Below are 23,505 nucleotides of genomic sequence, written 5' to 3'. Positions count from 1 at the left end.
TCTGCTTATTCCATCTTATCTTCCACATATTCTCTCATGCCCTGGAAGATCAGCCATACAGAAGTTGCTCCCGCATCCTGATGTCCGATCGCACGCTCAAGAAGGGATTTGGCACGTCCGAATTTTGCTACATACTTCTTCGTGTCTTCTACTCCCTGCTTTGCAGCCACTTCCGCTGCTTTCAATGCATCCAGCAAGGAATTATCTGCATTTGCTTCCAGTGCATCTGCTGCAGGCACAAGTGCATCAACCATGGTCTTGTCTCCAACTTCCGCTTTTCCACGTTCCTGAATCGCATGCAAAGATTTCCGTTCCATTGCAGCCAGTTCTTTGGCTTTGATAGCTTCCTTCGGCTCCATGTCTTTGGCTCCTGCCAGATACAGACTTCCGAAAATAACGCCGCTTGCTCCACCCATGGAGTTCAGCATCTCGGTTCCGGCTGCCTCAAACAGTTTATATACATCTGTCTCTCCAGCCATCTTAAGCAGCCGTTTCTTCGCTTTCTTCATACCGCCGTACATGCCGATTCCATGATCACCATCACCGATAGCACTGTCGATCTCCGTCAGATATTCCTTTTTCCCCATTACTTTATCTGCCACATAGATCAGCATATTGCGAGTATCTTCTCCGTTCAGTTCTTCCAGAACACCAGACTTACTTCTGGTAATCTCCGTTACCACGTTCTCTTCCTCTTCTTCGATCAGCTCGTCCTCGTCAGCCCCTTCTGCTTTTACGACGGTTCCCACGCTGCCTTTTGCATAGTATGGAGAATAACACGGAGCATCATAATACTTCTTCAATTCATCATCCATTCTCATGAAGGAGATGGAGAATCCTCCCATTTCCTGAGAAGTAACATAGGATTTGATATCTGCGTCATATACTTTGATCTGATCCTTATGAAGAAGTCTGTACAGATCATAATATACAATGTTCAGTTCCAGAAGAGGTGTGGAACCCAGTCCATTTACAAGAACTGCAACTTCGTCCCCTTCCTTCAGATCCATCTCTTTTTTCAGTTCAGCATACATACGATCCACGATTTCTTCTGCCGGAGCCATCTTTGCACGTTCGATCCCCGGCTCACCATGAATACCCATGCCATATTCCATCTCATCATCTGCCAGCTCAAAGGTCGGTTTCTCATTGCCTGGCAATGTACACGGAAGTGTGGCAATACCGATACTGTTTACATTATCTCTTGCCTTTTCTGTAATACGAACCACTTCGTCCAGATCAAATCCAGCATCACATGCAGCTCCTGCAACTTTGATCACGAACACATCTCCTGCGATTCCACGTCTGTCCGGGATTCTCTCCTTCGGTGCAGATGCCAGATCATCCCACACACGCACATGCGCCGTCTTGATACCCTCAGCCTGCAGAAGCTCCTCTGCCATATCAAAGTTCAGATTATCACCTGCATAACATCCATATACAAACAGAACGCCTTTTCCCTGATCTACTGATTTTGCTGCTTCTTTGATCAACTGCGGATTGGGTGATGCACATACATTTCCACATGCAACTGCATCTGCAAGTCCGGCACCACAGAATCCTGAGAACATCGGCTCATGGCCGGAACCCCCTCCGACTACCAGTGCAACCTTCTTTTCTCGGTGTCCTCTGTAATAAAAAGCATTAAAACCATCTACTTTTTTGTAAAAACTCTTATATGCTGTCAAATACCCCAGGAGCATCTCATCTACTACATTGGAGACATCCTTGTTCAAAATCTTCTTCAAATACCCATCCTCCTAAATACCGTTGCTGTGAAAAAATGCACCTCCAAATACAGGTTGCTGTCTGGAGGTGCATCATCTTTACTACATTATTCCATTACATAACCACCGCAGAGCAGATGACGAACCGGCTCGTCCTCTTCAATTGAATGATGAGTCTCCTCAGAGAAATGATTATCTTTTGCATCATCATTTACTTTGGATACTTCACCAACGATCAGCTCTCCGCCTTCTGCATAGAACCGATGATAAATATAAGGTGTTAAGGTAATGCTGTTACCATTGGTTACTTTAACAACACCGCCTGCTGGTACTGTTACTTTCATACCGTCGCAGTAAACAGTTACATCTGACTCATAATCTACTGCATATCCTTCAGATTCCGGTTTGGAATTCCATACCTCTACACAAAGGGTTCCACCACATCTGTTGATGATATCCTCAGTTTTCTCATAATGGAAGTGACGTGGAAGGATCTGTCCATCTTTCATAGCGATGAGTTTCTCACAATACGGACGGGTCATATCCCCCATAACTCCGTTTCTCATTGTTCCAAGAACAGCACCGATCTTATCAAAATCTCCGCTGCCGTAATCTGTTACGTCCCATCCAAGACCTACAGAAGTCATACGCTCAGTCAGATCTTTTTTTGCTTCCCACTCTTCCGGTGTCCAGTAGAAGAAATCCGGAATCTGGAAATTCATACGTTTGCAAAGGTCCATTGCCCATTCAATGTTTGCATTAATTACAGAACGTTTCATTTTTATTTACCCCCTATGTTGAAAAAGGAGCGGTTCTGTCCGGATAGGAAGAACCGCTCCTTTCCTGTCAGTCTGTTAATTACAGAGTGTAGTATTTAACTTTGTCATCAGAACCAAACAGTTTAATCTTATGACGAGCAACCTCTCTCATTGCTTCCAGAGCTTCCGGATACAGCTCGAACGGCTCTCTTACCTTCGGGTCATTAGCCAGAACAACTCTCAGTTTCTGATACAGAGCATCTTTGATATCGGAAGAAATGTTGATCTTGTTGATACCAAGCTTAGCAGCCTCACCGATCTCTTTATCCGGGTTACCAGAACCACCGTGCAGTACCAGCGGAACATTAACAACTTTCTTGATCTCTTTCAGAAGTTCAAGTTTCAGCTCCGGTTTGAATCCCTTCGGATACAGACCATGAGCGGTTCCGATTGCAATTGCAAGACAGTCGCAGTTGGTCTCCTCTACGAACTTAACAGCCTCTTCCGGTTTGGTGTAGATGATGTTGGTAGCACCACCTGCAACTTCTGTATCGTTGTCGGTGCTTCCGATGGTACCAAGCTCTGCCTCTACAGATACTCCCAGCGGATGAGCCAGCTCAACAACTCTCTTGGTGATAGCTACGTTGTCCTCGAAGCTCTCGTGAGAAGCATCGATCATAACAGAAGTAAATCCGTCTCTGATAGCTCTCTCGATGTCTTTCAGTCCGGAATGATCCAGATGGATAACACACGGGATCTTGGTGTCATTCGCTGCTTTGATTACCTGCTGGATAAATGCATCACCCTGGAATTTTAACTCGCTCGGATGGATAGCCAGGATAACCGGAGACTTCTGAGCTTCGCACTCTGCGATGATGCCTGTCAGCATCTGACCGGTACCAATATTGAATGCCGGGATAGCAAAGTTGTGCTCATTGGCTACAGCCAATAACTCTTTCATGTTCATTAACATAGTTCTTTTCCTCCTAATACTTATATAGTTTTGCTATTTATAAGTTCTTTTCTTTATGGCTATATGATAAAATTTTTTTTCACGAATGTCAAGTCATTTTCCCAATATTTTTATTTTTCACGAAATAATTTTTCATATTCCTTGCACATTCAAGGTACTTCCATTATAATATTTCGTATAAAAAATAAAGGAAGAAGGTATTCAAATGAAAAACCCGAATCGTAACTATTTTGGCCATGAAAGCCAGCTTTACCGTGTGGAAGAACACCGTCTCATTGGGGGAAAAGGAGACAACATGCGGCTGTTTGAGGTTAACAATGGAAGCGGACTGGAGTTCACGATCTGTGCAGACCGTTCTGCCGATATCTCACGGCTGTCTTACCAGGGAATTAACCTGTCTTATTTCTCCGTGTGTGGATACACGGCACCGACCTACTATGATAAGACCGGTCTGAACTTTCTTAAATCCTTCAACTGTGGATTCCTGACTACCTGTGGTGTACAGTCCATGGGATCTCCTTCCGAATATGAAGGAACTGAATATGGTCTTCACGGAACCATGTCTCATACTCCGGCTGATCAGGTATCTTATGATATCTCAGAGAATGGCGATATTACTGTTACTGCTAAGATGACAGATGCTTGCATCTTCAATCAGAAGATCTCTCTGGTCAGAACTTATCACTGTGCTTACGGCAGCAACGAACTGACCATCGAAGATACGTTTAAGAATGAAGGAAGCAAGGATGAGCCGTTCCTGCTGCTCTATCACATGAACATGGGATATCCACTGTTAAGCGAAAGCGCTCTGGTAGATATTTCTTCCGCTAAAGTAGTTGCACGAAATGAAGCAGCAGAGCCTGAAGTTGATCAGTGGAACAAGATGATCCCGCCAGTTGCCAACTATGATGAACGCTGCTTCTATCATACCTTTGAAGGTGAACGGGCAACCGCCAAGATCTACAACCCGGATGTTCAGAAAGGTCTGGCAATCTCCTTTGATCCGCGTCTTCTTCCTGTTATGTGTGAATGGAAGATGATGGGCGAGAAAGATTATGTTCTTGGTCTGGAACCAGCTAATAATTATCTGGAAGGTCGTAAATACCTGGAAGAGAACCATATGATGACCACTTTGAAAACCGGCGGAACCTTCCACAATAAGATCACTGTTACATTCTTTGACAAACAGGCCGACTGGGAAGCTGCCAGATAAAAATTCTTCATTTATTTTAATATAACTTTAAAAGCAGGTGTGTTCAGAATTCTGAACACACCTGCTTTTTATGTACTCGATCTGTATTCAATCTACGATTGAATTATTTTGCAAGATAATCGTCTACGTTCTCAGAGGTAACAAGTACGAACGGTACAGTGTAGTTTTTCTCAACGGTCTCGCCCTTGATAGCAGCTACGATTGCATCGATACCAGCGTTAACCTGTCCAGGTGCATCCTGAAGTACGGTTGCGCCAAGCTCGCCATCTTTGATCATCTGCAGCGGTCCCTGGTTTCCATCAACACCGATACAAACGATATCGGAACGGCCTTTTGCGTTACACTCAGCCTGAGCTGCGGAAGACATATCGTCGTTATCGCAGATAACAGCTTTCAGGTCATCGCCATACTGTGCAAGATAATCATCAACAGTATTTACAGCTTTGGAAGCATCCCAGTCACACGGAACGTCTGCTGCTTTGGTCCATTTAGAATCTTTCTCGATGGTATTAGCAATACCTTCGCCACGCTGGATCTGTGCGGAGTTACCAATGATACCCTGGCAATGAACGAATACGCCACCTTCCGGTGCTTTCTCCATTACGTAGTTACCCATCAGCTCACCAGCATATACATCATCAGATCCTGCAAATGCAAGTGCTGCGGTATCAGTGCTGTCAGTAGCGGAGTTAACAACTACAACACCGATTCCAGCATCTGCCATAGCAGTTACAGCCGGGTCAGATGCGGTAGCCTCTGCCGGAAGGATGATTACATAGTCACACGGATAGTTAATGCAGTCCTGAGCAAGGTCACACTGTTTAGCTCCGTCAGTGTTTCCATCAAGGATACCGGTCCACTCGTCGATGGTTCCGTCTGCTACCAGAGCGTCAAGTCTTTCCTGAGCTGCTCCGTTCAGGGTTGCATGGAATACATCTACAGTGTTTTTAGAGATATAACCAACGACGATCTTTCCATCCCCATTCAGATCTCCGCCAGCTACTGCAGTGTCAACTGCTGCATCTGCTGCTGCATCTGCATCCTCAGTTGCTGCTGCATCTTCGGTTGCTGCGTCAGTTGTGGTATCAGCTGCTGCGTCTTTAGATCCGCATGCTACCAGGCTCATTGCCATTGCAGATACCAAGAGTGTTGCTACAATTTTCTTTTTCATGTCTTTCCCTCCATAAGAAAAATTTGTTTTATAAATAACCTGGATCAACCAGTTTATTCCAATATGAAATTTTTATGTATTACTTATCTGTTCTTCTTGTTGATTACCATATCAAGCAGTACAGCCAGGATGATGATAATACCTTTAGTCATATACTGATAGTAGGAACCGATGTTCAGGAAGTTCATACCATTGTAAATACATCCGATGATAACTGCACCAAGGAGTACACCAGGAGCGGTTGCAATACCACCTGCGAAAGAAGTACCACCAAGTACGCAGGCTGCAACTGCGTCAGTCTCGTAAGCAACACCGATATTGGACTGTGCAGAACCGGTCTTACTTGTGAAGATAACACCTGCAATACCAGCCAGCAGACCAGAGATGGTGTAGCAAAGAGTCTTGGTCCAGAATACGTTAACTCCAGATGCGATCGCTGCATTTACATTGCCGCCGACTGCGAATACATAACGGCCAAATTTAGTCCAGTGCATTACGATATACATGATGATGGATGCAACTACCATGTAGATGATCGGATACGGAATACCTGCCAGTGTACCGGAGTAGATATTCTTGAATGCCGGGGATGCCATAGACATTCCCTGTCCATCGGAGATGATCTGTGCAATCGATCGGATAACCAACTGTGTCGCCAACGTTACAACGAATGCGGCCATGTCAAATTTTGCAACCAGAAAACCATTTACAAATCCAAACACAGTAGCTGCAAGTACTGCAAGCACTACGGAAAGTCCGATGTTCATGCCGCGAACTACGATAAACTGTCCCAGTAATACAGATACCAATGCCAGCTGCGGTCCAACTGAAAGGTCGATACCGCCGGTGGTGATACAGAGACACATACCATAAGCGATCAGACAGTTAACGGAAATCTGTGTTAATACGTTCAGGATGTTGCTGGGATACAGGAATCTCGGTTTCATAACTCCGATCACCAGGATCATAAAAATAAGGATAACTCCGATTCCATATTTTCCCATGAACATACGGAATCCATCTGTTTGATAAAATTTCTTCTTTGTTGATTCAGACATTCTTCTATCTCCTCCTATCTATTCTGTGCAAATGCCATCTCAAGCATTTCTTTCTGCGTAATGTTATTAGCCAAAATTTCACTTCTGTCTACAATACCATTGATGGTTCCTTCATGATATACAAGGATTCTGTCACTCATACCCATTACTTCAGGAAGCTCAGAGGAAATCATGATGACTGCCATTCCTTTTGCAGCAAATTCACACATCAGGCTATGAATATCAGATTTAGCACCTACGTCTACACCTCTGGTCGGCTCATCCAGGATCAGAACCTTCGGATTCGCCATGATCCATTTAGCAAGAACTACTTTCTGCTGGTTTCCACCACTCAGTGAAAATCCATTGTGTTCGATGCTGGCTGCTTTGACTGTCAGTTTGTCAGCAGCCTCCTGACATTCTTTGATCTCTCGCTTCTGATTGATCAGGAGACCTTTCTGTTTCTCTGGAAGGTTCGGAAGAGAAATATTCTCTCGAATCGATCTCAGCAGACACAGACCATAATTCTTTCTGTCTTCATTTACCATACAGATACCTTTTTTAATGGCATCTCTCGGGTTCTTATTCTTGATTTCTTTTCCATCCAGGTACATCTTACCAGATTCCAGCGGGTCCAGACCAAAGATTGCTCTCATGGTCTCACTTCTTCCGGATCCAACCAGACCGGAGATACCAAGGATCTCACCTGCATGTACTTCAAAGCTGATATCGTGGAATCCCTTTCCGCAAAGATTCTCAACCTTGAACACCACATCACCGATCTTACAGTCCACTTTCGGGAAGACGCTCTTAACATCACGTCCTACCATCATGGAGATCAGTTCATCTCTAGTAACGCCATCAAGGCTTCTGGTGTTTACATAGGTACCATTTCTGAATACAGATACGCTGTCGCAGATCTCGAAAATCTCTTCCATACGGTGGGAGATGTAGATGATTGCAACGCCTTTCTTCTTCAGATCTCTGATTACATTGAACAGTCTGTCTGTCTCTGTGGAATCCAGAGAAGATGTAGGCTCGTCCATGATGATCAGTCTGGAATCACAGGATACTGCTTTGATGATCTCAACCATCTGTACCTGTGCCAGTGTCAGTTCTTTCATTTTAGTAGTAGCCGTATACGGAACATTGAACTGATCCAGAATCTCCTGACACCGTTTGTTTTGTGCCTTCTTATCCAGAAAAATTCCTTTTGTATTTTCACGTTTCAGGAAAATACTTTCTGCTACCGTCAGATGCGGCTCCGGATTCAGCTCCTGATGGATCATGGAAATACCACTGTTCAAAGCATCTACCGGACCTTTTGCCTGATACGGTTTTCCTTCAAACTCCATCGTTCCTGCATCCTGTTTGATGAGTCCGATCACACATTTCATCAGTGTGGATTTACCTGCACCGTTTTCTCCCAGCAGTGCATGTACTTCACCCGGTTTCACATGTAATTGGACATCTTTCAAAGCCTGAGTACCACCAAAGGCTTTTGAAATACCTTCGCAATTAAGAATATACTCGCTGTTCCCCAATACCTTTCTCTCCTTCTCTTAAAAATCTTTTCGTACCACCCAATATAGCTTCTATGCTTTGTAATATCTGTCCTCCCTTTTCATCTTCTACCTGGCAAAAGCAAATTGGACTCCAGCAACAAATGTATCGCCCAAACCAATCGTGCAGACTGGTTTTTCCATATATCTGGAAGGTACAAGATATACCTTTCTATCCAGATGCATCTCTTCCAGTTCGTTGTAGAATCTCAATCCCGTCTCACTAAGTCCAAGCTTCAGACTCTCGCGGCACTCTTCCAGACTGCCATAATGTCCTACACGGGCTCTGGTTCCTGAAAGAAGATTTCCAAGGGTAAGTGCCTTTTCAAGGTCGATACCATAGAGTTCGCTTCCATAATACATGGAGTAATCCTTGGTATGCATGATAATTCCCTGTACTTTATATCTCTTTATCAGGTGTTCCAATCCCTGCAGTACATCCTTCAGATCATCCTTGTCGATCTCGATTCCAAGTTCTCTTGTATGTGCAAGCAACTCTTCTTCATTCATTCCCATAATATCGACATAATGAGAAATCTCTTTATATACAATATTCTTTACTTCCTGGCTGAGGTAATGAGCACTTTCAAAGTAGATCACACACTCCGGATTCTCTTCTTTTACTTTCTTGTAATGTGCTCCCAGCTCCTGCATTCTTCTCTCTGTAAGCTCTGGATCAATGATTGCATTGTATCCGCTCAGATTGTAGGAAATAATGTGTTTTGCATTCTTTTCAATATACTTTTTAAAATCTTCTGATACCACAATATCTTTATGGATGGTATCATAATCAAGGATCACACGATTTGCGATCGGCACAGTATAGCGTTTCCCGTGAAGATTAAATCCATCACCCTTTGTATAGGAAAATACTACATGATATACCGGATCACCCTGCTGGATCGTCTTCATCGGCACCTGTTTGTCACCAACGATCGTGTTCAGACCTTCATAATCCATAAGGTCACATACCTGCTCACTCTTATCGGAAATGTGAGCGATCAGCGGCATTCCTACAGAAGCCATTGCGGCAGCTCCCTGGGCTCCGGTTCCGCCAAGAGAAAACTTATGTTCAAAATGCTCCAGCAGATATTCCACAACTTTGTGGTCGGTGATATCCGCCTCGCCACCCAGGCCATTTGCCATATAGTAAGCAATGATTCTCGAAAAGCTTTCCAGATCCGTGATGTTTTCATCTCCATCTCTGTAAATATCACCCTTTACATATGTATCTACCAGTTTGTTAAACTCATCTTCATTATATGTAAGAAGAACATCCAGATCAGATGTGTAACCAAAGACGATCCTGTCTCCGGTCTCTTTACACTTTTCAATGTTTCCAGGAATCTCATTCAGATACTTTTCATAATGATCCGTGTACGGCATCTTTTTCTCCCCCTCGCCTGTCTCCTAAATCTTATACTCAGCCAGCAGCGCTTCTATCATCTCAATATCTTCATCCAGCTTTCTCTTCTGTGCCACCAGATACAGAAGGGAATCCAATACTGCCTGATCATATATATGCGTTGCTGATCCATATTCCCCAAATAATGGCCTCTCAACCGCTGTCAGCAATGTTATCTTTGCTCTTCTCGCCAATGGATTGCTCTTAGAACTTGTAACCGCTACCGTCGGTATCTTTTTCTTCTTTGCAATCTCCACTGCCTGAATAACATGCTTGGAACTTCCAGAATGAGATACCGCGATCAGAAGATCCTCTTCTCCACCGCCCACCATAGTGGCCATCCCATATTCAACGATCGTTCCACAGCTTGCGTTGATCCCTTGTCGGCAAAGCCGAAATGTAAAATCCATAGCAACCGGAATTGTATTACCTGCAGCTACCACAAATACTCGCTTGCTGTTGCAGATCATCTCTGCACACTCCTCCGCTTTCTCATTGTCAAGCCGATCCGCGATGTGCATCAGATCTCTTGTCAGACACTGGATTACTTCTCTTGCATTCTTCGGATTCTCCTCTGGATCAGAGTAGCCTGTCATCTGATATCTTCCAAGCTCTTCTGCCAGTGCAAGTTTCATCTGGTAAAACCCCTTATACCCCAATCTCTTGCATAGCCGGATGACTGTTGCATCACTGGCTCCGCTCTTATCAGCAAGATCCGATACATTCAGTTCAACAACTTCGTAAGGATTCGATGATATAAAATCCGCCACCTTACGTTCCGCTAAAAACATGTCCTCTTTCAACCGCTCAATGTTTCTTAAAACCTGTTTATCCATCTGTTCCAATTCCCTTCGTGTCAAATTCGGTTTTTACACCCTTTTCATGAAAAAAGTTTTCATGCGGAATACCAGTTTTAATTTATTTACTCGATTCGGTGAAGGATTTTTTCAACTGACTTTATTCTATGGCATATTATCTATTTTGTCAATACCTTTTAACTTTTCACCTCATTTTTTTATTTTTTTGCCACAATGCACAAAAAGCACTTCATTTTTTGTAGACAATGCCTAATTTAACTCTCGTTAATATAGGATCCCTGTATACTATTTATTTTTCATTTCACGACATTTTCTTTCACAAAAATGCATTCCATGAATTATTTTTTCATAAAGTAATCTCTTTTTAGCAAAATCCTCTTATCAGTTTTACAACAGCTCCTTCAATTCCAGCAGATCCAGGATCGTATCATCCACATACTCCATTCCCGGGATCAATGCACCAGAGGCGCTTTTTTGCTTCCGGTCATACCAGCAGGTATGCATACCCGCCTGTCTGCCGCCTGCCATATCCGCAGTGAGAGAATCGCCGATCATCATGGTCTCCTCCGGCAGGATTCCTGGCAACTCTGTAAAGCAGCCGTCAAAAAACTTCTGCGACGGCTTCTCCACGCCCATCTGCTCAGATACGAAGCAATTGGTAAAATAACCGAGCATGCCTGCTTTTTCCAGACGGTTAAGCTGTTGACGGTAAGGACCATTGCTGGCTGCGCAGAGCATGTATTTCTCATGAAGATATGAAAGGATCTCAAGGGCTCCTTCTACTGGAACTGCACTGGTATGAAGGCGGGATTTGAATTCCTTCTCCATTGCTTCCCCGTCTGCCTGAAGACCCAGCTTTGGCAGGATTGTCTGCCAGCGAACATGAGGAAGATCTGCGATTGAAAGCTCTTTTTTCTCTATCCTTTGCCAGATCTTGTCATTTTCCTCATTGAAAATGCTCATCATCTCCGGGTGAAAAGACAAGCCAAATTTATGGAAGCTTTCTTCCATAGACTGCTGTGCAGCCGCATCAAAATCAAGCAACGTATTATCAATGTCTAAAAATATAGCTTTTAATTCCATTATCATTTCCTTTCTTTTTATTCCTGCAAATAATAGCAGTTCCCACTGCATCCACCTGAAAACAGTTCCTGCTTCATCTTCTTTCTGAATAGCTCTTCCGACTCTGCCTGTTCCAGAATCTCCAGTGCTTTTCTTAGATTCCTGATATCCTGCTCCATGCTGTCCACATAGTTGCCTCGTCCCACCAGCTTTACGTGGGTAATTCCGGCTTTCTGAAGGGCGTATAACTCACATAACCCACAGCCAGACTGACCGCAGATGTAGTCGGCTTCTGCATCTTCGTCTATACTGTCAGACTCTCCACTCTCAGAGCATCCCTCCGATTCCGGACTCTGTTGGCTCGATTCTCCATATGCTCCTGTACATCTCTCGTGCTGCTTGTCACCGACCTCACCCATCCAGTACGGCACCCGGCACAGATGTCCAAGTTCATCACAGTGCAGAGAATTGCAAAAGGATCCGCTGAACTGGCACAATTCATTGAGAACAAATGCCTCATACTCCATCTGACCTGCCTTACTACACTGATTTCGTTCCACGGCTTCGATTACCGCCTGCATATCTGCAGTACTGTTCTTCCTGTGGAAAATGATACGCTTCAGTTTCATTTCCGCAAAAGTCTCCGCCACACTGCTGTTCATCTCTCCCAGTTCCCCACTCAAGTGGATCTCACAGTTGATTCCTTGCTCATGCAAATATAATATCAGTGCCGGATCCGCAATGATGTAGCTTCTGAATCCCATCTCAAGGCAGTTGGAGATCATCTGTCCGATCAGCGGATATTGCTCCGGCAAATAGTATAGCGAATTGAAGGTCAGATGCACTGGTTTCTGATACACATGTATCATGGAAGCCAGAATTTCCAGTTCCTCTTCGCCACCGATCTGTACATTACAACAGAGTACTTCCCGACGATTCAGTGCCATCATGGTTCCGTATTTTTTTGTCCATTTATATGGTACATACCCGCAGAAAAATTCATCTGCTCCAGCTTCACAATACCGAATATACTCATCTACAGAGCCTAATCCTGCTACTATTTTCATACTCATTTCCTGTCTATTATAAAAGATTCACAACAAGACGGTCAATTCCAGATTTCATCAACTGCTCCGCCTGTTCCGGCATTCGCAGCAACGTATCATCCAAGGCAAACAGCGAATTGTAACGTCCCACCATTTTCAGATGATCCGGGTATAACAACACCTTGTTCTGGCAGTACCGCGGACAGTTCACCGGCTCTTTTTGCCTGCCGCGCTCACCTGTGGTACAGCAGGCATACAGGGGACAATATTGCGATGTATTTGTTTGATAAAAAGGAAAGTAAAGACTGTTATGTCCTTGCGGATATTCCTGCTCATGTCCGCAGCATTCCCATTCATAGCGATGAATTGCAAACTCATCCTGAAGATATTTACGATAATTCTCAAGGCCAAGAGGATTCTCTTTCAGGAGCATTTGATCCCCTTGTTTGAAACCTATGCGCGGATCTTTCTTATATTTGTTCAAAAGAATCCCAAGAACCGGAATCAGATGCGAAGTCATCCGTCCGACCAGACCTGCCAGGCCCCAGTCATTGACGATCACTTCCAGCTCCCGGTCATGCCCGTCACACCACTGGTCCAGCTTCTGCAATAACTGTTCCATTGACTTCAACACGGATTCCTTCTGGCACGTAAATACCACGGTTACCTGTAACGATTCCCTCTGCGCTTTCTGAAGCAGAGCAAACAACATTTCATCTGAAGGAAACAGATGTGAACAAAATTGATTGCCAATGTACAGGCGATCCGGTCTTCTCTGCGCCAGTGGGTATTTTCCCAGGTGTTGCTTCTTCCAATAATATTTTATAAAATCTTCCAGTGATCGGTGACTGTATTGTTCATATAGTTCCAGGCGATCAAGAGCGATAGCAAATTCGAGGAATTCCATTCCTGATACTGTGCACCTTTCCATTCGCATGTTCTTTGTATGCAGATCTGCATTTTCCGTATGCTCTCCATCCGACTTTTTGGCTTTCTGTATTTCTGCAAACCACATCTGCTTCTGCTCTTCCCAGTCCTTTGCATGAACTTGATCCAGCTTTGCAGGATAACCAGTCAGTGCCTCCGCCACGCCACTATCATCCTCCGTCAATTTCAACTGAATATAATGGCTGTACTGCCCCAGCAGTTTCCGAACCAGTTCCTGATACTGCTCCCTTTCCCCGACCTGTTCCATCCATACAATATAATTCTGAAAAAACGGCTCTGGGTCTCCTTCTTCGATCTCCGGAGTTTGAATCGTCATTTCCTCGTAATCCGTCTTTTTCAGATCATAAAAACAAAGCCGGATCTTCTCCGGCCCTGGTATCTTCTTTGCTGTCCGAAATGCAAACCCCTCTTCCGAAAGCTCTGTGATCCGCACTTCCTTCTTGCCCACAAATCCCGCCAGCAATCCAAACGGAATCATAGGCACACCATATAGTTTTCTTTGTTTCATATTTTCAGATTTCACTTGAGCTTCCTCTTATACAATCTTCCTTTCAACACCACCACAGTATCTCCTTCTTCAATCTGCAGATCATAGAGCCACTGATCTTCCTGTCTTAATACTGTCTCATTTCCTTCGGAATCGGTCAAAAGAGCGAGGACCGTCACCGCCTGACCGGCGGGACGTTCCTCGCATCCATAGTCATCTTCTAGGATCTGAGTCAGAATATATGTCTTCTCGTTCATTCTGCCAGACCTCATTTCTTTTCAATTCGATTATCGCTCTTCGCGGAAGTATGCCAGTCCCAGGCTTGCAGGCGGCTGACTCTCACGCTTGCTTCGGATGCTGGTTACAACCAGTACCACAAGTGTTACCACATACGGAATCATTTTGTAAAGCTCCTGATACTCCATATGATCCATTCCGGTCGGAATATAGAGATACAGAATGTACAGACCACCAAACAGGAAGGATGCCAGCACACTCAGATTCGGTCTCCATATGGTAAAGATTACCAGTGCAATGGCAAGCCATCCTCTGTCACCAAATGCATCGTTGGACCAGACACCGCATGCATAGTCCATTACATAATAGAGTCCGCCAAGTCCGGCGATCATACAGCCTATGCATGTTGTCACATATTTATATTTTGCTACATTGATACCAGCAGCATCAGCGGTACTTGGATTTTCTCCCACCGCACGCAGATGAAGACCGATTCTGGTATGATTCAGAATATAGGAAGCTGCCAGTGCAACGGCAACTGCCAGGTAAGCCAGGAACCCATACGATAAGAACAGTTTTCCAAACCATCCAAGCTTTGCTGCAAATGGAAGAGATTTACTGAAAAATCCACTGGTTGCACTCAGGGCGATCGATGGCACATCACTGTTGACCAGTTTGATCAGAGATCCACCAAAGAAATTACCAAAGCCAACACCGAAAGTAGTCATTGCAAGACCGGTCACATTCTGATTGGCCCGAAGAGTTACGGTCAAAAAGCAGTACAGGATTCCCATCAGGAGGGAACCAAGCAGACAGCACACCATCGGGATCAGGATCGCCAGCACACCATTCATGGATGCACCTTCCGGGATCGAATGTTCATAGAAAAAGGATCCGATCACACCACAGATTGCTCCTACATACATAACACCCGGAATTCCCAGATTCAGGTTACCTGACTTCTCCGTCACGATCTCACCGGTGCTTCCATAGAGAAGCGGAATTCCCTGTACGATTGCTCTTGGAATAAATGCAAGTAAAAAATTCCACATGATTACTGTACCTCCTTCGCTGCTTTTTTGCGGGACTGAAGCTGGTATGCAATAAAGAACTCACATCCGATGATAAAGAACAGGATGATACCTGTCAGAATATCGGAAAATGACTGATTCAGTCCAAAGTTTGTAGATATCTCACTGGCTCCACGATTCATGAATATGATCAGAAAACTGGAGAATACCATCGTCAGCGGGTTAAATTTTGACATCCAGGATACCATAACAGCGGTAAATCCTTGTCCTCCTGCGATCGTTGTCGTGATCGTGTGATTGATGCCGCCCACAAGCAGAAGTCCTACCAGACCGCAGACAGCACCGGAGAGTGCCATGGTTCTCATAATTACCTTTTCCACTTTGATTCCAACATATTTCGCTGTATTTTCGCTCTCTCCCACAACAGAGATCTCATAACCATGCTTGCTGTATTTCAGATAAATATACATAAATACTGTGATCAGCACTGCTACCAGGATGCTCAGCAGATATTTTGATCCAAATGCCTGCGGAAGCCAGCCAACGTTGGAATTCTGATTGATGATACCAATCTTTCCCGATCCTTTTGGCACCTCCCATACAATTGTGAAGAATGCAACCAGCTGTGTTGCAATATAGTTCATCATCAATGTGGAAAGTGTCTCATTGGTGTTCCATTTTGCTTTGAAAAATGCCGGGATAAATGCCCAGAAAGCGCCTGCCGCAATACTGGTCACGATCATGCAAACAACAACCAGTGCTGCCGGAAGTTTCTCAGCCAGGCAGATCATGCATGCTGCGGAGGCAAGACCTCCAATCAGTACCTGTCCTTCCCCACCAATGTTCCAGAATTTCATCTTAAAAGCCGGAGTCAGTGCCAGCGAGATCAACAGAAGGATCGCAATATTTTGAAATGTGATCCATGTCTTTCTGGCAGAGCCAAAGGCTCCTGCGATGATCGACTGAAATACCTGGATCGGGTTGGTTCCTGTCAGGATCATTGTTACAACTGCGCAGACAATCAATGCCAGCACAATGGCAATCGCACGGATGCCTACTGACTGATACCAGGGAAGCGCATCCCGTTTTACTATATGAAAAAGAGGTTCTTTTTTCTTATCATTCATGATCTTCGGTTCCTCCCATTCTGGTCATCATCATTCCGACCTCATTCTTATCTGTGGTTCTTGCATCTACGATACCGCTGACCTGCCCTCCGCAAAGTACCATGATCCGGTCAGACAGCTCCACCAGTACATCCAGATCTTCTCCGACAAAGATAACTGCCACGCCCTTTTTCTTCTGTTCATTGAGCAGATCATAGATTGTATAGGACGAATTGATATCCAGTCCGCGGACTGCATAAGCGGTCAGAAGCACGGTCGGTGAAGAAGCGATCTCACGCCCCAGCAATACCTTCTGTACATTTCCTCCAGAAAGTCTGCGGACCGGAGTAGTGATACCCGGTGTCACAACTGCCAGATCCTTTACCACACTTTCTGCCAGCTTTCTGGATGGTTTCCGATTTACAAACGGAGTCTTTCCTTTCCGGAAGGAGCGAAGCATCATGTTATCAGTCAGATCCATATTTCCTACAAGTCCCATGCCAAGACGATCCTCGGGAACGAAGGAAAGGGAAACTCCCATCTCTGCGATCTTCAATGGATCTTTTCCGATCAGCATCTCTTTACTTCCGTCCGGCTCGATATAATTGATGGTTCCAGACTCTATAGGCTGAAGTCCTGCAATCGCTTCCAGCAGTTCCTTCTGACCACAGCCGGAGATACCTGCAATACCGAGGATTTCGCCACTGTTGGCAGTAAATGATACATCTTTCAGTTTTACAATACCTTCTTCATTCCGAATCGTAAGACCCTCTACCTCGATCCTTGGTTTTGGATCGACTGGATCCGGTCTCTCAATATTCAGCTGTACAGCATGGCCTACCATCATATCTGTCATGGTATTTACATCTGTATCTTTTGTCACCAGGCTTCCAATATAACGGCCTCCTCTGAGAACTGCCACACGGTCAGACAGAGATTTCACCTCATGCATCTTATGCGTAATGATGACAATGGCTTTTCCATCATCTCGCATTTTACGAAGCACACGGAACAGTTTTTCTGTCTCCTGCGGAGTCAGCACGGCGGTCGGCTCATCAAGGATCAGAATATCTGCTCCACGATACAGTACCTTCACAATTTCAACCGTCTGTTTCTGTGACACAGACATGTCGTAGATCTTCTGTTTCGGATCAACTTCAAATCCATATTTATTACAAATATTTTCAATCTTTTTGGCAGCTTCTTTTATGTTCAGCTTTCCTTCCAGACCAAGAATAATATTTTCAGTGGCCGATAATACGTCTACCAGCTTAAAATGCTGATGTACCATACCGATTCCCAGATTCAGCGCATCCTTCGGTGATGCGATCACCACATTCTGCCCATTGATCATGATCTGTCCCTGATCCGGGAAATAAATACCTGAAAGCATATTCATCAACGTGGTCTTGCCACTTCCATTCTCGCCAAGGAGTGCCAGGATCTCGCCTTTATAGATATCCAGATCCACATCTTCATTTGCAATGACTGCACCAAAGGTCTTCGTCACTCCACGCATTGAAACTGCAGCTACTTTCGTCTCCATCTTTTGTCCCCTTTCCTCTTATGGACCGTCCGTCCCTTTTCTGTAAGGATGATATTCACTCTCACAGAAAAAGGGCGGCGCGGCGTAAAACGCTGTGCCGCCCTGTATCTACTGCAAGGCTGTTGTTCAGATTAGAATACAGTGTTCAGAAGGTCGATTCCATCGATCTGTACATTGAAGTACGGAGCGGAACGATACTCTGACTCATGGAAGTATCCATCGCTTACAACCTCATGATCCGGTGCGTAATCTGCATCGGTATCGACATCTGCTTCGTAGCTGGTCAGCTCTGCACCCTCTACGGTGAAGGTTGTGGTATCAAATACATGAAGGGTACCCGCTTTGATTGCCTCTGCTGCTGCATCAATTGCTTCCTTAGTTCCCTCTGCTACATTGGTTCCCAGTTCGCTCAGCTCAACAGATCCAGTCTCAAGAGTTCCGGTCCAGTCAGCATCGATCGGAGTTCCTTCTGCTACACAGTTGATCGCATACTCGAAGTACGGCTCCCAGTTCACTCTGGAAGATACAAGGAAGGTGTTCGGGCAAGCACTTGCGGTGCTTCCGTTATAGGATACGTTCGGTACACCAGCAGTCTCGCATGCGGTCGGAGCTCCCATGGAGTCTGCATGCTGGCTAATCAGTACACAACCATCTTCGATCAGTTTGTTAGCGCCCTCTTTCTCAGCGGTCTCATCATACCAGGAACCGGTAAAGGTTACTTCCATGGTAGCACTCGGGCAAACAGAACGTGCGCCAAGGAAATAAGAAGTATATCCGGAGATAACCTCTGCATAGGTGTAAGCTCCAACATATCCCATCTTAGCCTGATCCTCGGTGATCTCACCGTTCTCGATCATCTCATTCAGTTTCATACCTGCTGCGATACCAGCAAGATAACGTCCATCATAGATAGAAGCGAATGCATTGTGGAAGTTGTCCAGACCCTCGGTATGAGCCTTGGTTCCGGTTGCATGGCTGAACTGTACTTCCGGATACTCTTTTGCAGCCTCGATCACATAATCCTCATGTCCAAAGCTGTCTGCAAAAATGAAATCACATCCTGCATCTGCAAGCTCGCAGGCTGCATCGTAGCACTCCTGTCCTTCCGGAATATTGGTTTTTGCCACATACTCAACACCCATTTTCTCACAAGCAGCTTTTGCTGCGTTCATGAAGTTCAGGTCATAAGTAGAGTTCTCATCATGCAGGAAAATGAAACCAGCTTTCAGTCCAGCGGTGGATGCCTCTGCGGTATCAGTATCTCCTGCCTCTTCGGTTGCTGCTGCGTCAGTGCTGTCTGCGGTATCAGCTGCAGTATCAGAACTGCTGGATCCACATCCTGCCAGTGTGGTGGCAGCCAGTGCCATAACGGTAAGCAGACTTACGATTTTCTTCTTCATACGTTCTCCTCCTGTTTTTCCTCATCTGAGGCTCTTATGAGGTTAGCTTATAACGTAACGGGCTATTTTGTCAAGAGAAGGTGAAAAATTCTTAAATTTTGTGCAAATTTTCGCCGTTTCTATAATATACTCTGAATTTTATTATGAAGTGTAACTTATATATAGCATTTTTTAAACCTGCGTTCAGATCACATGTATTTCTATCTGTCTTATATGTCTACTTATTATAATTCTGTACCTCAGCAAGTAACGGAATCGATGGAGCTGCCCCTTTTCTGGTAACCGCAATGGCAGAGGCTTTCGATGCCTGATCCATCGCTTCCTTTGCAGAAAGTCCACTAAGGATTCCTCCTATAAAGTAACCTGAAAAGGTATCTCCGGCAGCAGTGGTATCAACCGCCTGTACTTTATAGATAGACTGACATACCGTTTCTTTCTGATTTTTAAATACAGATCCCTCGCTTCCCATGGTCAGTACGATCGTTGCCTGCGGGAATTTTTTCAGAAGATCATCTGCAATCTGCTCCCAGGACTCTTCGCCCTTATCTTCTTTTCCAAGGATCTGTGCAGCTTCCACTTCATTCAGGATAAAGTAGTTGATCACATCCAGCGGAAGTGCAAGAATTTTTTCATTCATCGGTGAAGGGTTCAATACAATGATCATTCCCTTCTCATGTGCTTTTTCTACGATATAGCCCAGCTCATTGATCTCGTTCTGAAGAACAAGATAATCTCCGGACTCAAAGTGTGACATTACTTCATCTACCTGCTCACGGGTGATCGCCTGATTGGCTCCTCCATAGAGAATGATGCAGTTATCGCCACTCTTGTCATTCTGGATAATTGCATTACCGGTTCTGACCGTATCCAGAATCTTCACAAAATCTGTATTTGCCCCCGCATCCTTCAGCATGTCCAGCAGGAACATACCATCCTGTCCAATGGAACCTGCATGATACACTTCTGTACCTGCCTTTGCCAACGCAACTGACTGGTTCAGTCCTTTTCCTCCTCCGAAGACCTGAAGTCTTTCAGATGCAAGAGTTTCCCCCTTTTTTACAAAATGTGGAACCTTATATGTATAATCAATATTCAATGATCCAAAACAAAGTACCTTCATCCCCATATACCTCTCTTATATTTTATAAAAGCTGCCGCACCACTGAATTTCTTCAGCTCATGCGGCAGCTCCTTTTTATGTCATACAGACATCTATTGCTATTTAAGCTTTTCCGTTAGATCCAAGAACGTTAACGATCTTATGAGCAACCATATCTTTAACAGCCTGACGAGCCGGTTTCAGATACTGTCTCGGGTCAAAGTGATCCGGATGCTCAGCCATGTATTTTCTGATGTTACCAGTCATAGCAAGACGGATATCGGAGTCGATGTTGATCTTACATACAGCAAGCTCAGCTGCTTTTCTCAGCTGCTCTTCCGGAATACCAACTGCATCCGGCATATTTCCGCCGTACTGGTTAACCATCTTTACGAACTCCTGCGGTACAGAAGAAGATCCGTGAAGAACGATCGGGAACTCCGGCAGTCTCTTCATGCACTCTTCAAGTACGTCAAAACGCAGTGGTGGCGGAACAAGGATTCCGTCAGCATTTCTTGTACACTGATCCGGAGTGAATTTGTAAGCACCGTGAGAGGTTCCGATTGCGATTGCAAGAGAGTCGCATCCAGTTCTGTCAACGAACTCCTCAACCTCTTCCGGACGAGTGTAGCTCTCATGACCAGATTCAACAACAACTTCATCCTCGATACCAGCCAGAGTACCAAGCTCAGCCTCTACTACTACGCCGTGAGCATGTGCATACTCAACAACCTGTTTTGTCAGAGCGATGTTGTCCTCGAAAGATTTGGAGGAAGCATCGATCATAACGGAAGTAAATCCGCCATCGATACAGGATTTGCAAAGCTCGAAGCTGTCACCATGATCCAGGTGAAGTGCGATCGGGATCTCCGGGTTCTCAATAACTGCTGCCTCTACCAGTTTTACAAGATAGGTATGGTTAGCATAAGCTCTGGCTCCTTTGGATACCTGAAGGATAACCGGGCTCTTCAGCTCTCCAGCTGCTTCAGTGATTCCCTGAACGATTTCCATGTTGTTTACGTTAAACGCACCAACTGCATAACCGCCATGATAAGCCTTTTTAAACATCTCAGTGGTTGTAACTAATGCCATTGTTTTGTCTTCCTTTCTTTGACATTTTTTTGACACAAAAGTGCCTATATCCGTATATTACTACATTTCTGTAAAATCAACAAGCAGATTTTCTAAAATTATTCAGGTTGTACCGCATTCTCCTCGATCAGGCTGATCACTTTCTCCTGGACAATTTCTTCACGGATCATTTCTTCGCTGTACAGACTTACAATATCATCGGTATTCTCATAATTGTACTGCTTGGCCAGTTCATTCAGACGATCCTCATATTCCTGATCACTGACGGTGATTCCTTCCTGCTGTGCAATCTCATGAAACACCAGTGTCATCTTTACACGGAACTCCGCGGTTGTACGGAAAAATTCTCTAAGCTGCGCCTCTGTGGTTCCAAGATATGTGCTCAGATAATCGTCCAGTTCCATATTGGCTGCCGCAGCATAGCTCTCATATTCTGACATCATCTGATCCACGTACAGATCTTTATCGCTCTCTTCGATCTGGAATTCACTTCCATTCAGAACCTCCTGGATCAGATCATACTCCCAGTTGGAAGTTGCATCTGACTGTGCAGTGCTCTCCAGATCATTCCGGATGGAATTTTCCATGTCTTCCTGACTCTCATAATCAGTGTTCTGCTTCACATACTCGTCATTCCAGACAGAAGTATCATATGCCTGTACCTTGCTTACATGAACTTCAAAACGAGCCTCTTTTCCAGCTACTTCCTCATAATATTCATCCGGAAATACCACATTGACTTCCACATCATCCTCTGCATTTACCCCGATCAACTGATCTTCAAATCCAGGAATGAAAGTTCCGCTTCCCAGCTCCAGCTGCGTGTCTGTTCCTTTCAGATTATCAGAGCTCTCTCCATCCACATACCCGGTAAAATCAATGGTAAGCACATCTCCCTCTTCTGCCGGACGATCCACGTCTTTCAGCTCCAGATACTGTTTCTCGTTATCCCATACCTCTTTGGCCACATCTTCGTCTGTCACTTCTGCCGTATCACGGCTCACTTCCAGACCTTTGTACTGTCCAAGAGATATAAGCTTGCTGCTCAGATCCTCATAGAGCACCGGCTCGTAGCTGACCGTTGCTTCCGCTTCTTCCTGTCCGTCATCTGTTTTTGCAGTTTCGTTTTTATTTCCACAGCCTGCCAGGGCCAGAGCTGCAGCTATACACATTGCAAGTATTACTTTTTTCTTCATTCTTTATACCTCATTTTTCAAACATATATTTACTCATTCTATCTGTCACAATGTCCTTTGTCAAGCTGACACAATCCCCGTTTCTTCCTTGCATTTTAGCTAAAACAATGCTACAATGAGACGAGAAATTGTTGCAGGAGGGAACGAAAGACACAATGGTATGGAAAGTATTACTGGTCATTGCTGTCATTCTGGTTATTGTTCTGGTTGCTCTGTATTATTTCGGACGTAAGCTCGAAAAAAGACAGGCCGAAGGACAGGCACAGTTAGATGCTGCTGCCCAGACAGTCAGTATGTTGATCATTGACAAGAAAAAACTTCGCATGAAAGAATCCGGTCTTCCGCAGATGGTGATTGATCAGACACCATGGTATCTGCGCAGATCCAAGATGCCGATCGTAAAGGCCAAGATTGGTCCGAAGATTATGACCCTTGTAGCTGACGGAGCTGTATATGATCTGCTTCCGGTGAAAAAGGAAGTTAAAGTCGTAGTCAGCGGCATCTACATCACCGCCATTAAGAGTGCCAGAGGCGGACTTGAAAAGCCACAGCCGAAAAAAGGCTTCTTCAAAAGACTTTTCAACAAATAAG

The 23,505-nt window shown here is 44.7% G+C and carries 21 protein-coding genes; 2 read left to right on the top strand and 19 right to left on the bottom strand.

Features of this window, described 5'->3' with window-relative positions; all coding sequences use genetic code 11:
* Positions 1–5 precede the first annotated feature (5 nt).
* The 3 genes from dhaL to WMO62_RS08670 form a co-directional block, all read right to left on the bottom strand.
* On the bottom strand, positions 6–1,748 hold the full coding sequence (gene dhaL / locus WMO62_RS08680) for a dihydroxyacetone kinase subunit DhaL (RefSeq protein WP_349144444.1): 1,743 nt from the start codon (positions 1,746–1,748) through the stop codon (positions 6–8).
* An 86-nt stretch (positions 1,749–1,834) separates the two neighbouring features.
* Positions 1,835–2,506 (bottom strand): D-lyxose/D-mannose family sugar isomerase, encoded by a 672-nt coding sequence (locus WMO62_RS08675; protein ID WP_349144443.1) that lies wholly within the window; start codon positions 2,504–2,506, stop codon positions 1,835–1,837.
* A 79-nt stretch (positions 2,507–2,585) separates the two neighbouring features.
* Positions 2,586–3,458 carry a ketose-bisphosphate aldolase gene (locus WMO62_RS08670; RefSeq protein ID WP_349144442.1) on the bottom strand — a complete coding sequence of 291 codons (873 nt, stop codon included), beginning with the start codon at positions 3,456–3,458 and terminating at the stop codon, positions 2,586–2,588.
* Positions 3,459–3,663: 205 nt separating this feature from the next.
* Here WMO62_RS08670 and WMO62_RS08665 point away from each other — a divergent pair, with 205 nt between their 5' ends.
* Entirely contained in the window at positions 3,664–4,671 is a 1,008-nt protein-coding gene (locus tag WMO62_RS08665) for an aldose 1-epimerase family protein (RefSeq protein WP_349144441.1), read from the top strand.
* Positions 4,672–4,774: 103 nt separating this feature from the next.
* Here the strand turns inward: WMO62_RS08665 and WMO62_RS08660 are convergent, their stop codons facing one another.
* The 16 genes from WMO62_RS08660 to tig form a co-directional block, all read right to left on the bottom strand.
* Complete coding sequence (locus tag WMO62_RS08660; RefSeq protein WP_349144440.1) at positions 4,775–5,842, bottom strand: substrate-binding domain-containing protein; 1,068 nt, start codon at positions 5,840–5,842, stop codon at positions 4,775–4,777.
* Between the two features lie 83 nt (positions 5,843–5,925).
* A complete protein-coding gene (locus tag WMO62_RS08655; RefSeq protein ID WP_349144439.1) occupies positions 5,926–6,900 on the bottom strand; it encodes an ABC transporter permease in 975 nt (324 codons plus the stop codon).
* 14 nt (positions 6,901–6,914) lie between these two features.
* Positions 6,915–8,423, bottom strand: a complete 1,509-nt coding sequence (locus WMO62_RS08650; protein ID WP_349144438.1) for a sugar ABC transporter ATP-binding protein — start codon at positions 8,421–8,423, stop codon at positions 6,915–6,917.
* An 87-nt stretch (positions 8,424–8,510) separates the two neighbouring features.
* On the bottom strand, positions 8,511–9,827 hold the full coding sequence (locus tag WMO62_RS08645; protein ID WP_349144437.1) for an ADP-dependent glucokinase/phosphofructokinase: 1,317 nt from the start codon (positions 9,825–9,827) through the stop codon (positions 8,511–8,513).
* 24 nt (positions 9,828–9,851) lie between these two features.
* On the bottom strand, positions 9,852–10,682 hold the full coding sequence (locus WMO62_RS08640) for a MurR/RpiR family transcriptional regulator (RefSeq protein ID WP_349144436.1): 831 nt from the start codon (positions 10,680–10,682) through the stop codon (positions 9,852–9,854).
* 369 nt (positions 10,683–11,051) lie between these two features.
* Positions 11,052–11,747 carry a YjjG family noncanonical pyrimidine nucleotidase gene (locus tag WMO62_RS08635; RefSeq protein WP_349144435.1) on the bottom strand — a complete coding sequence of 232 codons (696 nt, stop codon included), beginning with the start codon at positions 11,745–11,747 and terminating at the stop codon, positions 11,052–11,054.
* Positions 11,748–11,764: 17 nt separating this feature from the next.
* Positions 11,765–12,793: a U32 family peptidase gene (locus tag WMO62_RS08630; protein ID WP_349144434.1), complete on the bottom strand. Its 1,029-nt coding sequence runs from the start codon at positions 12,791–12,793 to the stop codon at positions 11,765–11,767.
* 16 nt (positions 12,794–12,809) lie between these two features.
* On the bottom strand, positions 12,810–14,243 hold the full coding sequence (locus WMO62_RS08625) for a hypothetical protein (protein WP_349144433.1): 1,434 nt from the start codon (positions 14,241–14,243) through the stop codon (positions 12,810–12,812).
* Positions 14,240–14,464 carry a hypothetical protein gene (locus WMO62_RS08620; protein WP_349144432.1) on the bottom strand — a complete coding sequence of 75 codons (225 nt, stop codon included), beginning with the start codon at positions 14,462–14,464 and terminating at the stop codon, positions 14,240–14,242. The genes WMO62_RS08625 and WMO62_RS08620 overlap by 4 nt, the downstream gene beginning before the upstream one ends.
* A gap of 30 nt (positions 14,465–14,494) precedes the next feature.
* Positions 14,495–15,496: an ABC transporter permease subunit gene (locus tag WMO62_RS08615; RefSeq protein ID WP_147601132.1), complete on the bottom strand. Its 1,002-nt coding sequence runs from the start codon at positions 15,494–15,496 to the stop codon at positions 14,495–14,497.
* A gap of 2 nt (positions 15,497–15,498) precedes the next feature.
* Positions 15,499–16,602 carry an ABC transporter permease gene (locus WMO62_RS08610; RefSeq protein ID WP_117499233.1) on the bottom strand — a complete coding sequence of 368 codons (1,104 nt, stop codon included), beginning with the start codon at positions 16,600–16,602 and terminating at the stop codon, positions 15,499–15,501.
* Complete coding sequence (locus WMO62_RS08605; RefSeq protein ID WP_117499231.1) at positions 16,595–18,127, bottom strand: ABC transporter ATP-binding protein; 1,533 nt, start codon at positions 18,125–18,127, stop codon at positions 16,595–16,597. The genes WMO62_RS08610 and WMO62_RS08605 overlap by 8 nt, the downstream gene beginning before the upstream one ends.
* A 131-nt stretch (positions 18,128–18,258) precedes the next feature.
* Positions 18,259–19,527 carry a BMP family ABC transporter substrate-binding protein gene (locus WMO62_RS08600; protein ID WP_349144431.1) on the bottom strand — a complete coding sequence of 423 codons (1,269 nt, stop codon included), beginning with the start codon at positions 19,525–19,527 and terminating at the stop codon, positions 18,259–18,261.
* 217 nt (positions 19,528–19,744) lie between these two features.
* A complete protein-coding gene (locus WMO62_RS08595; protein WP_349144462.1) occupies positions 19,745–20,647 on the bottom strand; it encodes a ribokinase in 903 nt (300 codons plus the stop codon).
* A gap of 102 nt (positions 20,648–20,749) precedes the next feature.
* On the bottom strand, positions 20,750–21,718 hold the full coding sequence (gene fba / locus WMO62_RS08590; RefSeq protein WP_117499223.1) for a class II fructose-1,6-bisphosphate aldolase: 969 nt from the start codon (positions 21,716–21,718) through the stop codon (positions 20,750–20,752).
* 98 nt (positions 21,719–21,816) lie between these two features.
* Positions 21,817–22,914 carry a trigger factor gene (gene tig / locus WMO62_RS08585; RefSeq protein ID WP_349144430.1) on the bottom strand — a complete coding sequence of 366 codons (1,098 nt, stop codon included), beginning with the start codon at positions 22,912–22,914 and terminating at the stop codon, positions 21,817–21,819.
* A 155-nt stretch (positions 22,915–23,069) separates the two neighbouring features.
* Here tig and WMO62_RS08580 point away from each other — a divergent pair, with 155 nt between their 5' ends.
* Positions 23,070–23,504, top strand: coding sequence for a hypothetical protein (locus tag WMO62_RS08580; protein WP_117499219.1), 435 nt, complete (start codon positions 23,070–23,072; stop codon positions 23,502–23,504).
* The last annotated feature ends 1 nt before the right edge of the window (position 23,505 follow it).

The organism is Hominiventricola aquisgranensis (genome assembly GCF_040096225.1).
Lineage (GTDB): Bacteria > Bacillota > Clostridia > Lachnospirales > Lachnospiraceae > Hominiventricola > Hominiventricola aquisgranensis.
This window is presented reverse-complemented; position numbering and strand designations above follow the sequence as displayed.